A 13,712-nucleotide genomic window follows, 5' to 3' on the forward strand; every position below is an offset into this window, starting at 1 on the left:
CACGGAGGTTTTACATGTACTCTAAAATTATGAACACTACTAATGACATCGCTCACTTTCAAAGCGACATTGGTCGTATCATGTATTTCACACAAGATAATAAAAATTACAGCGAGTTTTGCGTAGGTGATTGGAAAACCTTTGTTCTTCGTAATGTCAGTGGATTGGATGATGACGGGCTGGTGACGGAGAGTAACATTCCTCTGAAGATTACTCCACGTGGTGCAGAATTGAATTCAATTAATCAATGGATCGACTCATATTTCGAGACCAAGCACCTACGACTTGTGCGAGTGCATTCAATGGGAGATGGAACTCTTATTCCTCACCGTGATTTTCTTGAGTTTGATGAACACGCCAATCGATGGTTACGGTTGCATATCCCGATCAAGACCAATGTTGCGTGTCTTCACTCGGAGGAGAAGGACGTTTTCCATATGCGAGTGGGTGAAATTTGGCATCTCGATGCGGTGCATCTCCATTCTGCGACAAATTTCTCCAATGAGAGAAGACTGAACCTATGCTTGGATTTCAACATTGGTGATTCACCCGCCGAGTCTGTCTTCAAGAAATCCGTAGTTTCAACCAAGCTACCTAAGCCTAAAATGATAGAACGTCCTGCATTGGACGAGCCATTCATGACAGGTCTGATGGGGCTATCGAGAATAATTAGTGATTACAATTATCGGGATATCGTTGGCTTACTTTCAAAAGTACATTTCTATCGCAAAGCAGATTTGTCGCAGTTCTTTGACTGGTTGCTTATGATATCAAAACACTCAGGTTCTGCAGCAGTGTTTGATAAGTCGGAAACTTTCTGCCGATTTCTCCGCGCCGAACGTATTATGCATCAGCGGTTCACATTGTAGGGACTTCACCATGGAACCAAGAGAAACCTATCGAGTGCTTCCGAGTTGGAGCAGTTGGTTTTGGACATGGCTGACCGGTGTTCCGCTTGAGGGGGAACGCCCATTGCTCGTTCATAGCGCCAAGTCCTTTCTGCTAATGGCTGCAACGAGCTACATCGGTGGCATTGCGTTGTCTATTGGTGGAGTGATGAATACTGGCGGGTGGTCGTGGGTTAGTATGATCACCGGTTGGTGTTTGGTTGTGAGTGGGGCGCGACGTCTGGTCAGCACAGTCGTGCATCAGTGCATTCATGGTCGCTTCTCTGGTTGGCGAAAGATTGATTATGTCATTGGCGAGTTACTAACGGTTTTGACATTTACTCAAACGGCAGAAGAGTATCGCAGGGAACATTTCGAGAAACATCACCGCTTTGGTATTTTTTCGACTAAAGATGATCCATCTGTTCAGTTTCTCATGAAGAGTGGCTTTAAACCTGGTATGTCCGTAAAGGCACTGTGGATCAGACTTCTCCTGAACATTTTTTCACCCAAGTTTCATTTGTATTTTATTACTCAGCGGATTCGGAGTAATTTTGTGCACAAAAGGCCTATGCGCTTGGTAATGGTCTATGTGTATCTATTGATCTGGGGTGGAGCCTTGGTACTGGGATGGGTGAGTCAGGAGGAAATTTTCTTTGGTGTGATAGTTCCAATAATATTTCTCTATCAGATAAGTGTGATGTTGGAATTTGTTAGTGAGCACGCTTGGTTGGTTCCCACGCAGCACGTTGGGCATGCAAGGAGCGTTCATTATACTCATTCTTGGGCTCGATTTTGTGGAAGTGCAACACCAATGCGCAGTGCTACGCACAGTGCCACATCGTACTACGGGTGCTGGTTGGTCTGGTGGAGTGCGCAATTACTGTACCACATCCCCGTGCGGTTATTGGTGTTACCAGGTGATCTTCCTCAGCACGATTTTCATCATCGATCACCGAACACTACAGAGTGGCCTAATGCAGCCTATGCTAGGCAACAACATTTGCAGAAAAACAAGGAACCATCCATGGAATTTTGGGGATTGCATCGTGCAATTAATCATGTGTTTTTGGGTATCGCGATTACTGGGGCGAATGTCGCACGTGCACCAATAATCACATCGAATCAGCTGAGCGACGTAGAGGGATCGCGAGAATGTTGATTACTACTATCTACTGGATTTACTACCGATTGGTCACCAAGGTAGTACGCCTCGATTACGGATCCCAACTTTCTTGCCACCGGCGAAATCTCGGGAGCTCTGTAGAGCGCAACATCCATGGTTGGAAGATCCGGGAGACCGTGAGAACGATCCAAGCGTTTGAACTGCGATGGAATCGCACTTTCGGTCAGAGCTGTCAATGCGCTTTCTGTCGAGATTGCAGCGAGAAGTCCGTCGTAATGGGAGCAGGTATAAGCAATCGACCAAGGACGTCTCATCTGTACCAATGCGGCTATGGCCGCGTCTCGATACAAGCAGCCGTTTGGAAAAACAGCCAAGGGCAGACGCTCCTCTTGGTAGGCGATGCTATTGGGGCCACAAACCCAGATCAACTTCTGACGCTGGAGCGTGACCCCTGAGTGCTTGGGTGAATGGGTTGCCAACACCAGATCAATTCGCTCGGATGACTGAGCTTCGAGGAGATCCCAACTATGACCGCAGCGAATTTCGATCTCAAGCTGCGGGAAGCATTTCTTGAAGTTCTTGAGAACGGGGGAAAGAAGCGATACGGCGTATGTCTCTGATGTACCTACTGTAATGCGCTCGACTTGGCAGGCTTGAGTCAATTCAATGAATGCGTCTTCATGTGCATCGATCAGGCGCCGGGCAGTCTCCAGGAAATGTGCTCCAATGGATGTTGGTCGAACAGGCGAAGTGCGATCCAAGAGCCTGTGACCAAGCTGGTCCTCCAGTTTTTTAATTTTCACACTAACGGCCGATTGTGTTCTGTGCAATCGTTCACCCGCGATGGTGAAACTTTTTGCATCTGCGACACAGACGAATGTTCTTAGCAGATCAACATCAAAGTGAAAACTCTTCATTTGTGACTCCCAATAGTAAGTCCATCAAGACTTAGAAAGCAACTTACCAAAAGTGAAAGGGGAAATTGATGGAGTATGAAAAAAGGAAGGAGTGGCGGGGGACCATTGAAATGGCCGTTGCCATGTTGGTTTCCGGGAGCATTGGACTGTTTGTCATCAAGTCAGGGCAGGCTCCGGAAAACGTGGTTTTTTTCAGATGTGCCATTGCATGTGTTTGTGTCCTTCCGATATGTCTGTTTCATGGACGGAAATGCAGGGAGAACATGACGTCCAGAAAACTGGCGTGGATGGTCGTTTCGGGCCTGTTCGTGGTTTTTAATTGGATATTCTTGTTCAATGCTTTTTCGATGATGTCCATATCGTTGGCGACCATTGTATATCACGTCAATCCGTTCATCATTCTTCTTGCCGGTGCATTTGTTTTCAGAGAGAAAATTGCGCTTTCGGATGGAGTCTGGACGGTGTTGGCCTTCATCGGATTGCTGACCATCGTTGGGTTCGGTGATGCAAGGCTGGCGCTGCAGGAGTTTGCCGGTATCGGATTGGTTCTGTTGGCAACCAGCTTGTATTCCGGCTCGGTGTTGATTGCAAAGAAGTTATCCGGAATTCCCCCGCTGTTCATCGTTTTCGTTCAAACCCTGGCGGGTGCGCTGGCAACGTTTCCGATAACCAGCATCACCACGATGCATCCGGACGTTCAGCAGTGGCAGTTCATCGTTGCGCTGGGTGTCGTGCATACGGCATTCCTGTACTGGTTGATATATTCGGCAATTTCCAAAATCGGACTTGGCACGGTAGCCATCCTGACTTTTCTGTATCCGGTATCGACGGTTGTCATCGACTACCTCTTTTTTGATCACGTCATATCCATCGGTCAATCAATCGGTGCCATGCTGATCTTGGTGTCGGCTGTGGGCGTGAAGCTGCATTGGAGAATGCCCTGGAGCCCTTGGAGATGAAATGGCGATAAATTGGCCAAACGTTGCAGGCAAGCCGGGCAGTGCGGGCGCCATCGGGTGAGCACGACACAAGATGCCCTCTTCATCGGCCAAAAGGGATGCCGGCAGCCCGGCCCCGGAATTTAGAATAGCCCGCAGCTTGCCCCATCCGCCCGTGCGCGCTTCGCGCAGGGGGTCCGGCGAGTCCGACGCCCGTGTCTGCATGGAACTGCCCAAACTCTCCCCCGGAAAACGATTCACTCTGGCCCGCCCCCCGGGCAGCGCCGATTCCCTGCTGCTGGCGCAGCTGGCCGAGCACGTACTGCAACTCGTCCGGCCTGCGGCACATCCAGGTGGGGACGTTCTTGAGAATGGGTTCCTGGCCCAGGTAGAAGCGGATCATCTCGGGCACCTGGGGGTAGACCGACTTGTCGTCCGCGACGCCGATCCCCACGGCGTTGCAGATGCCGACGTGGCCTGCGCGGTAGGCGTCCATCAGGCCATGGCAGCCCAGCGTGGAGTTGCGGCGGAACACCTGCGGATCGAGGAAATCGTCGTCCACCCGCCGGTAGATCACGTCCACGCGCTGCAGGCCGCGCGTGGTGCGCATGTAGACGAAGCCGTCCCGGACCACGAGGTCCTGCCCTTCGACCAGTTCCACGCCCATCTGCTGCGCCAGGAAGGCGTGCTCGAAGTACGCGCTGTTGTGCATGCCGGGTGTCAGCACCACCACCGTGGGCTCGTCCGACGTCGCGGGGGCGCTGGCGCGCAGGGTCTCGAGCAGCATGTCGGGGTAGTGCGCGACCGGCGCCACCTTGTGCAGGCTGAACAGTTCGGGGAACAGACGCATCATCATCTTGCGGTTTTCGAGCATGTAGCTCACGCCGCTGGGGACGCGCAGGTTGTCTTCGAGCACGTAGTACTCGCCCACGCCCTGCGCGTCGGGCGCGCGCACGATGTCGATTCCGGCGATGTGCGCGTAGATGTCCTGCGGCACGGACAGGCCCGCCATTTCGGGCCGGTACTGGGCGTTGCCGACGATGAGGTCGGCGGCGACGACGCCGGCGCGCACGATGTCCTGGCCGTGGTAGATGTCGTGGATGAAGCGGTTGAGCGCCGTGACCCGCTGCACCAGCCCCTGTTGCAGGCGGCTCCACTCGTGCGCCGGGATGATGCGCGGGATCAGGTCGAACGGGATCAGGCGCTCGTTGCCCACTCCGTCCTCGTCCTTGGCGCCGTAGACGGCAAAGGTGATCCCCACGCGCCGGAAGATCATCTCGGCTTCGGCCCGGCGCGCCTGCATTCCCTCGGGGGGCTGCTGGTCCAGCCACTGCGCGTAGCGCGCGTAATGCGCCCGCACGGCGCCGCCGTCCATAGGCTGCTTGGCATACATCTCGTCGAATTGCTGCATGAACCGGCCTCCTGGCGCAGAGGATAGCAAGTTATGCGCCCGTGCACGGCGCAGCAGCCCCTGCCGGCAGCGCGCCGTCGCCTATCCACCCCGCGCCAGGGGTCATTCGCCGCGTGGGGGCACGCGGTGCTGCCAATACCGGCGCCCGGTGTCGCGTGCGCAGGCCACCACCCCGGGCCGGGCCGAGGACCAGCTGGCGGCGCCGCAGCGCGCGGACTCCAGCACCCGGACGCCGCGCGCCTGGTAGCGTCGCAACACCTCGGGCGCCGGATGGCCGAAGCGGTTGCGGTAGCCGGCCTGCACCAAGGCGGCGCGTGGCCGGACGGCGTCCAGAAACGCGGGCGACGAGGAGGTCTTGCTGCCATGGTGCGGCACCAGCAGCAGGTCGGCCTGCAGCGCCGCGCCGCGCGCCACCAGGGCCCGCTCCTGCGCGGCCTCGATGTCCCCGGCGAGCAGGGCCGCGGGCGCCCCTGCGGCCGCGATGCGCAGCACGCAACTCAGGGCATTCGGACGCGGCGCGCGGCGCTGCCCGGGGGCGGCGTCTCCGGGCAGCGGGTGCAGCAGCTCGAAGCGCACGCCGTCCCATTCCCAGCGCTGGCCGGCGAGGCAGGGCTGGACGGGGCGCAGTTCCTGCAATGCATGCCCGGCCTCGATCGAGCCGCTGAGCGCGGCCTGTGGCTGCTGCGCCAGCACGGCCGCGGCGCCGCCGCTGTGGTCCGCGTCGCGGTGGCTGAGCATGAGCAGATCCACCCGCTCGCCGAGCGCGCGCAGCAAGGGCACCAGCACGCGCTGCCCGGCGTCGCTCTCGCGGCTGAAACGCGGACCCGCGTCGTAGAGCAGCGTGTGGTTGGCGGTGCGCACCAGCACCGCGCCGCCCTGGCCAACGTCTGCTGCGAGCAAGTCGAACTGCCCCGGCGGCGGCCGCGCGGGCTGCCAGCACAGCGCCGGCCAGAGCAATGGCAGCGCCAGCAGGCGCAAGCGCCAGGGCATGCGCAGCGCCAGCAGCGCGCCGCCCAGCACCGCCGCGCTACCCGCCCACAGCGGCGCCGCAGGCAGAAACAGCACCGCCCAGGGCCATTGCGCGAGCCATTGCAGCCAGGCCATCAGCGGTTGCAGACTGAGCGCCGCCAGGTCCCACAGCGGCGCCCACAGCGCACCGCCGAGCGCCAGCGGCGTCACCACCAGCGTGACCCAGGGAATCGCCGCCAGGTTGGCCACGAAACCCAGCAGCGGGACCTGGGCAAACAGCAGCAGGCCCAGGGGCGTGAGCGCCAGCGTGACCACCCACTGCTCGCGCAGCAGCGCGTGGAATCGGCCGATGGCGCCAGAAGCGGAAGCCCTGTCGGCGACCGGATTCGTGGCAAACAACATCCCCACCGCGACGAAGCTCAGCCAGAAGCCCGCCTGCGCCAGCGCCCAGGGATCGACCAGCACCACCGCCGCGCAGGCCAGCAGCCAGACCTGCGGCCAGGGCCAGCGCCGCCCGCTCAGCTGCAGCAGCGCCACGCTGGCGAGCATGATCACCGTGCGCTGCGCGGGAACGCCCCAGCCGCTGAAGAGCGCATACGCGGCGGCCAGCGCCACCCCGGCGACCAGCGCCGCAGACGGCGCCGGCACCGCCAGGCACAGGCGCGCGGAGCGCCGCCAGAGCATGCGCACCAGCAGCGCGGCGAGCCACGCGAACAAGGTGATGTGCAGGCCCGAAATGCTCATGAGGTGCGCCACCCCGGTGGCGCGGAACAGATCCCAGTCCGCGCGGTCGATGGCGCGCTGGTCGCCCGTGACCAGCGCCGCAACGACACCGGCAATGCGCGCGCGGCCCGGGTCGCCGCCCTCTGCGGTTTCCGCGCCCTGCGCGCTGCGGCCCAGGCGCTCCAGGATGGTGTCGCGCACGGACTGGCGCAACTGCTCCACGGGGTAGCACCAGGTGGACGCCAGGCGCCGCGGCGCTTCGTCCCTCGGGCCCGTGCGCACATAGCCGGTGGCCTGCACGCCCTGCTCCCAGAGCCACAGCTCGTAGTCAAAACCATGGGGGTTGTACAGGCCGTGCGGCGCTTTCAGGCGCAGCGTCAGATCCCAGCGCTCACCCGCGCGCACCGTGGGGGGGCGGCGCTGCACGTCTGCGTCCACGGCCTCGTCCGCGCCGCGCAAGGCCCCGCCGTACCAGGCCACTTCGACAAGCGGCGGCAGGCGCACGGGCGCGCCCTGCAGGTGTGCGGTCTCCACCGCCAGACGCAGGCGGGTACCCGCCGCGTGGGTCTGCGGCATGGCCGCGACCAGCCCCGTTACGCGGATGTCCCGCCCTTCCAGCGCGGGCGCCAGGGCCAGCTCCATGTAGCCCGAAGCGCGCAGACCGCAGACCGCGAACATGGCTGCGGCACCGCTTCCCCCGGCGAGCACGGGCGACGCCATCACCAGAGCCCAGGCCCACCGCGATGCGCGGGGCCTGGCCGCCGCAAGCGCGCAGCATGCTGCCGGCACAAGCGCGCAGCACAGCAAGGCCCAGTACACCAGGGGTGGCCACAGCCAAGGCTGCTGCAACGCAAGCGCCGCGCCCGCCACAAGGCCCAGCAGCAGGGCGGGCAGCAGCCAGGCAGCGGCGCGCGGCAGGCCCCCTGCACCCGGTGCGCGGTCGGGGTCGGTCATAAGGGCGGCAGGGGCGCTTACGGCGGGCATGGGCTGATGCTAAATCAGGATCAGGACTTGATCAGCGAGCGGCTGGCGACGCTGTGGCGCATCCGGCGCCGCTGGCGTATCTGGCGGGCCATACCTTTCACTTTGCGCTCTGGAAAAGGCCCGATGCGGCGCAATTCAAGGCTCAGCGCACGCTGGCGCGCCGAGGCCATTCATTCCCCGGTTCGCTCATGCGTTTTCCCCGACTTCAAAAATCTCGATGGCTGCTGTGTCAGCCGACGCGGCGATGGAGGACACGGACACCGGCTTCAAGGGTGCGCGGATGCGGTAGGCACCGACTTGGCCGGGCGGCTTGCCCAATTCGCTGGCAAGGATCTGGGTGACCGCCAGCCCGCACATGCGGCCCTGACACGGCCCCATGCCGCAACGGCTGAAGAACTTGGTCTGGTTGGGGCCCTGGCATCCCAGCCGAGCCATCTCGCGGATGCGACCGGCCGTGACTTCCTCGCAGCGGCAAACCACGGTCTCGTCAGCGGGTGTGGACAGCCACTCGGGTGGCCGATACAGCGCATCGAGGAAGGGACGAATGCGCAGTTGGCGCATCAGCGCCCGGCGCACGGGCGTGGCGCGCGCCTCACACGCGGGCGCGCTCAGCCTGCCCAGGGCCCGCGCCGCTCCCAAGGCAGCGAGCGCACCGCCGGGCTCCGCGGCAAGCGCACCGGCGATGGCCGCGCCATCGCCCGCGATACGAAAACCCGCGAGCGAGGTTTCGCCCCAGGCGTCAACGCGCGGGCACCACGCGAGCTGGACGGGGTCCCAGTCATGATCGACCCGCAGCAGCCGGCTGAGCTGGTTGTTCGGCACGACCCCGTGGTGCAGCAGCACGACATCGGCATCCAGACGATGCTCCTTGCCGCCGGCCGCGAACACCAGTGCCTGAGCCCGCTCGTTGCCCTCGACGCGCACCGACGCGGCGGCAGAGAACGTCGGCACGCCGGATCGGCGAACACGCTGCAGCATGCGCACGCCCTTCGCCAAGTAGGCTGGCGCGCGCAGCGCCGTCGGCAGATGGCGCAGCGCGCGCCAGCGGTTCGCCGTTGGCGCAGTCTCCACGATGCCGCCCAGTGACACCCCGGCGTCCAGCAACTGGCAGGCGACCAGCAGCAGCAGCGGGCCCGCTCCCGCGAGCACGACGCGGCCGCAAGGGATGGCGCTCGCGCTTTTCAACGCGATCTGCGCCGCCCCGGCATTGAGCACGCCCGGCAGCGTCCAGCCCGCAATGGGGGAGGGCCGCTCCATGGCGCCAGTGGCGGCGATGAGCTGCGGCGCCTGCACGCGAAATGACTGGCCATCTTGCTGTGCAGTGACGGTGAGGTCGCGCGCAACGTCCCACACCGCCGTGCCGAAACGAAGATCGGCGTCCGACCGGGCGAGCCGGTCCGTCAACGTCTCTCCATGGCGATAGTCGGCGCCGAGCAGCGCGGCCACGGACGGCGCAGCCGCAGTGATGTTGCGGTAGATCTGCCCGCCCGGGCGCGGCTGCTCGTCCAGCAACAGCGTCTTCAAGCCGATGGACGCGGCCGTCAGCGCGGCAGACATGCCCGCCGGCCCCGCACCGACGACGATGAGGTCGTGTGTCCTCTCTGTCATGCCGGGGCCCTCATCTGCCGTGCTCCCGTGGGCAGCCGCACCTGCATGCCGGCGCGGACCTGAACCATGCAAGACTGCACGTTCCGGGCGCCATCCACCTCGACGAGGCAGTCGAAGCAGACACCCATGAGACACAGCGGCGCGCGCGGCTGGCCCGATACCGGCGTGCGCCGAAACGGCACGACCCGGGCATTCAGAAGTGCTGCGGCCAGCGTATCGCCCTCGCGGGCGGGCACGCTTCGCCCCTCGACGAATATCTCCACCACGCGCCGCTGATCGCGCGTGGGGAGCGGCATCGTTCTAAACATGAAAGCGCTCCGCTTTGAAGGTTTGAATCTCGGAAGGCTCGGCGCCACCACGCATCCAGCGAACCAGCGGACCCGTATGCATGGACGCCAGAGTGATGCCGCTGTGGCAGGTGACGAGGTACGCGCCGGGGCAATCGCGCGATGCTTGGTAGATCGGGAAGCCATCGGACGTCATGACCCGCAGAGCGCCCCAGGTGCGCACCACGTTGACCTTGCCCAGGATCGGGAAAAGGCGGCTGGCGCGCTGCGCGATGCGCGCGAGCTGTTCCACCGTGGTCCCGTCGTTGAACCCCACGTCCTCCTTGGAGTCGCCGATCTGCACGACGCCCTCGCCGGTCTGGCGCACGTGCATCGTCGGGTGGTTCAGGAAGGGTTGCACACGCTCGGTGACCAGGATCTGCCCGCGGCTGGGTCTGACGGGAGCCAGCAGACCGACCATCGGCGCCAGCTCCCGGTTCCCGAGCCCGGCCGCCAGGACCACGCGGGCCGCGACGTGCGTGGCGCCTGCGGCGGCCACATGGAATTCACCAGCACGATGGCCGATCCGTTCGACCCGAACCCCGGTGACCAGATCGCCGCCCCGTGACTTGAAACCTTGGAACAGCGCGCGCAGCAGACGCAAGGGACTGACGTGGCCATCCATCGGGCCGAAGATCGCACCGACCACGTCCGGTCCGCTATGGGGAGAGATGGCACGGACCCCCGCGGGGTCCAGCACTTCGAAGGGATAGTGCCCACCCAGCGCATTCCGGATCGACATGCAGTCGGCGGCGCGCGCGGCCAGTTCCTCCTCGGTCAGGAACATCGTGAGTCCGCCGTTTTGCGAGAGTTCGACGGCGATGCCCGTGAGTTCCTGGAGTTCGGCCGCAAAGGCGGGCCACTGACTTGCGGCGGCCATGGACCAGCGTGCATAGGCAGGGTTGCCCACGCCCTTGCCATGCACCCACACGAGGCCGAAGTTGCCGCGTGCAGCACGGAATGCATCGTCGCCCTCATCGAGCACGCGCACGCGCTCGCCCGCACGTGCCAGGCCATAGGCGACGGACATGCCGACCGCGCCGCCACCAATGACCAGCGTGTCGATGGCCCGATTCGCGTTCATGGCTTGCCCACCAACACACGGTCGATGCCGTAGAAGCGATCGAGCAGCATCATCAGCACCAGCGTCAGCACGATCAACACGGTGGAAATGGACGCCAGCAGCGGATCAATGGTGTGGGCGATGTGGTTGTACATCTTGACCGGCAGCGTCTGCGTGCCGGCCGAGGCGACGAAGATGGACATCGTCAGCTCGTCGAAGCTGTTGATGAACGCGATGAGCCAGCCGCCCGCAACGCCGGGAGTGATGAGGGGCAGTTCAACACGGCGAAACACCGTCCATGCCGAAGCCCCCAGCGACTCCGCGGCCTGGGCCACCGTGCGGTCGAAGCCGGTGGCCGCCGCCACGACCAGGCGCAGCACGTAGGGCAGCACGAGCACGGTGTGCGCCGCGGTCAGCCCCCACAGGGTTGCGGACGCGCCGAGTTGCGTGAGAAAACGCAGCAGGGCAATACCCAGCACGACGTGCGGCACCATGAGGGGCGACAGCAGCAGTCCGAGAATGGCCTCGCGGCCAGGAAAGCGCTGCCAGGCGATGGCCATGCCCGCGGGCACCGCGGCCAAGGTGGCCAGCGTCGCCGCCCCGGCACCCAGGGCCAGGCTGCGGTAGAAGGCGCGCATGAAATCGTCGTCCTTCAGGATGGCGGCGTACCAGCGCCACGAAGCACCATCGAAGGGCATCGCGATGTAGCCCTTGTCAGTGAACGACACGAGCACCACCATCAGAAGAGGCGCCAGCATGAAGGCCGCGAACAGCCAGTGGAACACCCGCAGCAAAGGGTGTGCATGTTTCATGGGAACACCTGCTTGTAGCGCCGCTCGACAAACCGGTTCGCGCCCATCGACACCGCAAGAACGATGACCAGCAGCACTGCGGCGAGCGCGGCGCCCAAGGGCCAGTTCAGATTGCCCAGGAATTCGTCGTAGATCGTGGTCGGCACCACTTTCAAGCGCCTGCCACCGATGATGGCTGGCGTTGCAAAAGCGCTCGCCGCCAGCGAGAAGACGATGAGGCTGCCGGAGAGAACCCCGGGGATCACCTGTGGGAAGACGATGCGCCGGAGCACGGTCCAAGGACCGGCGCCGAGTGATTCGGCTGCCTGTTCGGTGGTGGCGTCGAGCTTCTGCAGGGACGCCCACACAGCGAGCACCATGAAGGGGACCAGCACATGCACAAGCGCGAGCACCACGCCGGTGAACGTGAACATCATCTTCACGGGTTCGTGCACGAGGCCGGTGGCCAGCAGCAGCTTGTTGATCACGCCCTCGTTGCCGAGCAGCACCGCCCAGCCGAGCGTCCGAACGACCACCGAGATCAGCATCGGTCCGAGCACGATCACGATCGACACCGCGCGCCACCGTTCGGACAGTCGGCCCAGGACATGGGCCTCGGGAACGCCGATCACGATGCAGATCAGCGTGACGAGAAAAGCCATGCCGAAGGTCCGCGCGAAGATGGCGTGGAAGTAATCGTCGCGCGCCACATCGGCAAAGTTGGCGATCGTCATCTGCTCGCCGACGCCACCGCCCGGGACGAATGGGTACAGGCTCAGCGAGAGCGTCATCACCAACGGCACGGCGACGAAGGCCAGCGCGATCAGCGCACCAGGCGCCGTCAGCCAGTAGGGCAACATCCTGGACGGATGCGTCATTTCGCGGCCTGCGCACGCGGCACGAGCCGAGCGTCCTGCGGCGCCCAGCACAGGCCCACGGCATCGCCTTCGTTGGCCTGAGGCGAACCGGTGTTGGCGTGGGTCATTTGCATGCTGCCCAGCGGCGTATCGATCTGAAACAGCCAGTGATTCCCGAGAAACGCGCGCGCCGTCACGCGCCCCCGGACAAGGGCGTTCGCGTCGCCGGTGAACGCGATCTTCTCGGGGCGCACGATGTAGTCGAGGGCCCCGGTGCACGCCAGGTCGCTGGAGGGCAGCCGGTGTCCCTGAACGTCAACGCAATCGCCGGACTGCGCGCGCGTGGCCGCGAAAACGTTGGCCTTGCCGAGGAAAGTGGACGAGAAGCGACCGTTGGGGCGCTCGTACATCTCAAAGGGCCGATCGATTTGCTCGATGCAACCCTTGTTCATCAGAACGACCCGGTCTGCGAGTGTCATGGCCTCCGCCTGGTCATGCGTCACCATGATGGTCGTGACTCCCACCCGGTGCTGTAGTGCGCGCAGTTCGATCTGCATCTCTTCACGCAGCTTGGCGTCCAGTGCGCCCATGGGCTCGTCCAGCAGCAGCACCGGCGGTTGAATGGTCAAGGCGCGGGCCAAGGCCACGCGCTGGCGCTGGCCGCCCGAGAGTTCGCGTGGGTAGCGCCCGGCCATGGTGCTCAGGCGCACCAGGTCCAGCATCGCCCCGACACGCTGGCGTCGCTCGCCAGCGGCGATGCCCTGCATTTCCAGGCCGAATGCGATGTTCTCGGCCACCGTCATGTGGGGGAACAGCGCATAGCGCTGGAACACGATGCCCAGCCCACGCCGGTTGGGCTGGACATCGGTGATGTCTGCTCCGTCGAGCAAGATGCGGCCACTCGTGGGTCGTACAAAGCCCGCCACCATCTGCAGCGTCGTGGTCTTGCCGCAGCCTGACGGGCCCAAAAGACAGACGAATTCGCCTTGGTCCACGCAAAGATTGCTTGGGGCCACCACCACGACGTTGTCATAGCGCTTGGAGAGGCCCTTCAGTTCGAGGAAGCTCATGGGATGTCCTGGATGTAGTGATGTACCGCTGGCGCGCATGCG

General features: G+C 63.0%; 13 protein-coding genes. 3 read left to right on the top strand and 10 right to left on the bottom strand.

Going from position 1 to position 13,712, the window contains the following annotated elements; genetic code table 11:
* Window positions 1-14: 14 nt before the first annotated feature.
* Entirely contained in the window at window positions 15-869 is an 855-nt protein-coding gene (locus D5041_RS07015; RefSeq protein WP_265284187.1) for an aspartyl/asparaginyl beta-hydroxylase domain-containing protein, read from the top strand.
* A gap of 10 nt (window positions 870-879) precedes the next feature.
* Window positions 880-2,049 carry a fatty acid desaturase gene (locus tag D5041_RS07020; protein ID WP_265284188.1) on the top strand — a complete coding sequence of 390 codons (1,170 nt, stop codon included), beginning with the start codon at window positions 880-882 and terminating at the stop codon, window positions 2,047-2,049.
* Here the strand turns inward: D5041_RS07020 and D5041_RS07025 are convergent.
* Entirely contained in the window at window positions 2,013-2,930 is a 918-nt protein-coding gene (locus tag D5041_RS07025; protein ID WP_265284189.1) for a LysR family transcriptional regulator, read from the bottom strand. The genes D5041_RS07020 and D5041_RS07025 overlap by 37 nt on opposite strands.
* A 122-nt stretch (window positions 2,931-3,052) precedes the next feature.
* On the opposite strand from D5041_RS07025, the gene D5041_RS07030 reads away from it, so the two are divergent.
* Complete coding sequence (locus D5041_RS07030; RefSeq protein WP_456119845.1) at window positions 3,053-3,889, top strand: DMT family transporter; 837 nt, start codon at window positions 3,053-3,055, stop codon at window positions 3,887-3,889.
* 82 nt (window positions 3,890-3,971) lie between these two features.
* On the opposite strand, the gene D5041_RS07035 is transcribed toward D5041_RS07030, so the two are convergent.
* The 9 genes from D5041_RS07035 to D5041_RS07075 form a co-directional block, all read right to left on the bottom strand.
* Complete coding sequence (locus tag D5041_RS07035; RefSeq protein WP_265284190.1) at window positions 3,972-5,279, bottom strand: circularly permuted type 2 ATP-grasp protein; 1,308 nt, start codon at window positions 5,277-5,279, stop codon at window positions 3,972-3,974.
* A gap of 102 nt (window positions 5,280-5,381) precedes the next feature.
* Window positions 5,382-7,925 carry a DNA internalization-related competence protein ComEC/Rec2 gene (locus tag D5041_RS07040; RefSeq protein ID WP_265284183.1) on the bottom strand — a complete coding sequence of 848 codons (2,544 nt, stop codon included), beginning with the start codon at window positions 7,923-7,925 and terminating at the stop codon, window positions 5,382-5,384.
* A gap of 50 nt (window positions 7,926-7,975) precedes the next feature.
* Window positions 7,976-8,125 (bottom strand): hypothetical protein, encoded by a 150-nt coding sequence (locus D5041_RS07045; protein ID WP_265284191.1) that lies wholly within the window; start codon window positions 8,123-8,125, stop codon window positions 7,976-7,978.
* A gap of 16 nt (window positions 8,126-8,141) precedes the next feature.
* Complete coding sequence (locus tag D5041_RS07050; RefSeq protein ID WP_265284192.1) at window positions 8,142-9,563, bottom strand: FAD-dependent oxidoreductase; 1,422 nt, start codon at window positions 9,561-9,563, stop codon at window positions 8,142-8,144.
* The gene (locus D5041_RS07055) at window positions 9,560-9,871 is read right to left on the bottom strand and encodes a (2Fe-2S)-binding protein (RefSeq protein WP_029554236.1); all 312 of its coding nucleotides are present in this window, start codon (window positions 9,869-9,871) and stop codon (window positions 9,560-9,562) included. The genes D5041_RS07050 and D5041_RS07055 overlap by 4 nt, the downstream gene beginning before the upstream one ends.
* A complete protein-coding gene (locus D5041_RS07060; protein WP_265284193.1) occupies window positions 9,864-10,973 on the bottom strand; it encodes an NAD(P)/FAD-dependent oxidoreductase in 1,110 nt (369 codons plus the stop codon). Before D5041_RS07060 ends, D5041_RS07055 begins: the two co-directional genes overlap by 8 nt.
* The gene (locus D5041_RS07065) at window positions 10,970-11,764 is read right to left on the bottom strand and encodes an ABC transporter permease (protein ID WP_265284194.1); all 795 of its coding nucleotides are present in this window, start codon (window positions 11,762-11,764) and stop codon (window positions 10,970-10,972) included. Before D5041_RS07065 ends, D5041_RS07060 begins: the two co-directional genes overlap by 4 nt.
* Window positions 11,761-12,621, bottom strand: a complete 861-nt coding sequence (locus D5041_RS07070; protein WP_029554234.1) for an ABC transporter permease — start codon at window positions 12,619-12,621, stop codon at window positions 11,761-11,763. The genes D5041_RS07065 and D5041_RS07070 overlap by 4 nt, the downstream gene beginning before the upstream one ends.
* Entirely contained in the window at window positions 12,618-13,670 is a 1,053-nt protein-coding gene (locus D5041_RS07075) for an ABC transporter ATP-binding protein (protein WP_265284195.1), read from the bottom strand. Before D5041_RS07075 ends, D5041_RS07070 begins: the two co-directional genes overlap by 4 nt.
* Between the last annotated feature and the right edge of the window lie 42 nt (window positions 13,671-13,712).

Origin of the sequence: Verminephrobacter aporrectodeae subsp. tuberculatae (genome assembly GCF_026127385.1) — a bacterium.
Taxonomy (GTDB): domain Bacteria; phylum Pseudomonadota; class Gammaproteobacteria; order Burkholderiales; family Burkholderiaceae_C; genus Acidovorax; species Acidovorax aporrectodeae.

Coding starts and splice junctions, on each gene's coding strand:
- D5041_RS07015 (WP_265284187.1), top strand. CDS start 15: ATGTACTCTAAAATTATGAACACTACTAATGACATCGCTCACTTTCAA.
- D5041_RS07020 (WP_265284188.1), top strand. CDS start 880: ATGGAACCAAGAGAAACCTATCGAGTGCTTCCGAGTTGGAGCAGTTGG.
- D5041_RS07025 (WP_265284189.1), bottom strand. CDS start 2,930: ATGAAGAGTTTTCACTTTGATGTTGATCTGCTAAGAACATTCGTCTGT.
- D5041_RS07030 (WP_456119845.1), top strand. CDS start 3,053: ATGTTGGTTTCCGGGAGCATTGGACTGTTTGTCATCAAGTCAGGGCAG.
- D5041_RS07035 (WP_265284190.1), bottom strand. CDS start 5,279: ATGCAGCAATTCGACGAGATGTATGCCAAGCAGCCTATGGACGGCGGC.
- D5041_RS07040 (WP_265284183.1), bottom strand. CDS start 7,925: ATGACCGACCCCGACCGCGCACCGGGTGCAGGGGGCCTGCCGCGCGCC.
- D5041_RS07045 (WP_265284191.1), bottom strand. CDS start 8,125: ATGGCCTCGGCGCGCCAGCGTGCGCTGAGCCTTGAATTGCGCCGCATC.
- D5041_RS07050 (WP_265284192.1), bottom strand. CDS start 9,563: ATGACAGAGAGGACACACGACCTCATCGTCGTCGGTGCGGGGCCGGCG.
- D5041_RS07055 (WP_029554236.1), bottom strand. CDS start 9,871: ATGTTTAGAACGATGCCGCTCCCCACGCGCGATCAGCGGCGCGTGGTG.
- D5041_RS07060 (WP_265284193.1), bottom strand. CDS start 10,973: ATGAACGCGAATCGGGCCATCGACACGCTGGTCATTGGTGGCGGCGCG.
- D5041_RS07065 (WP_265284194.1), bottom strand. CDS start 11,764: ATGAAACATGCACACCCTTTGCTGCGGGTGTTCCACTGGCTGTTCGCG.
- D5041_RS07070 (WP_029554234.1), bottom strand. CDS start 12,621: ATGACGCATCCGTCCAGGATGTTGCCCTACTGGCTGACGGCGCCTGGT.
- D5041_RS07075 (WP_265284195.1), bottom strand. CDS start 13,670: ATGAGCTTCCTCGAACTGAAGGGCCTCTCCAAGCGCTATGACAACGTC.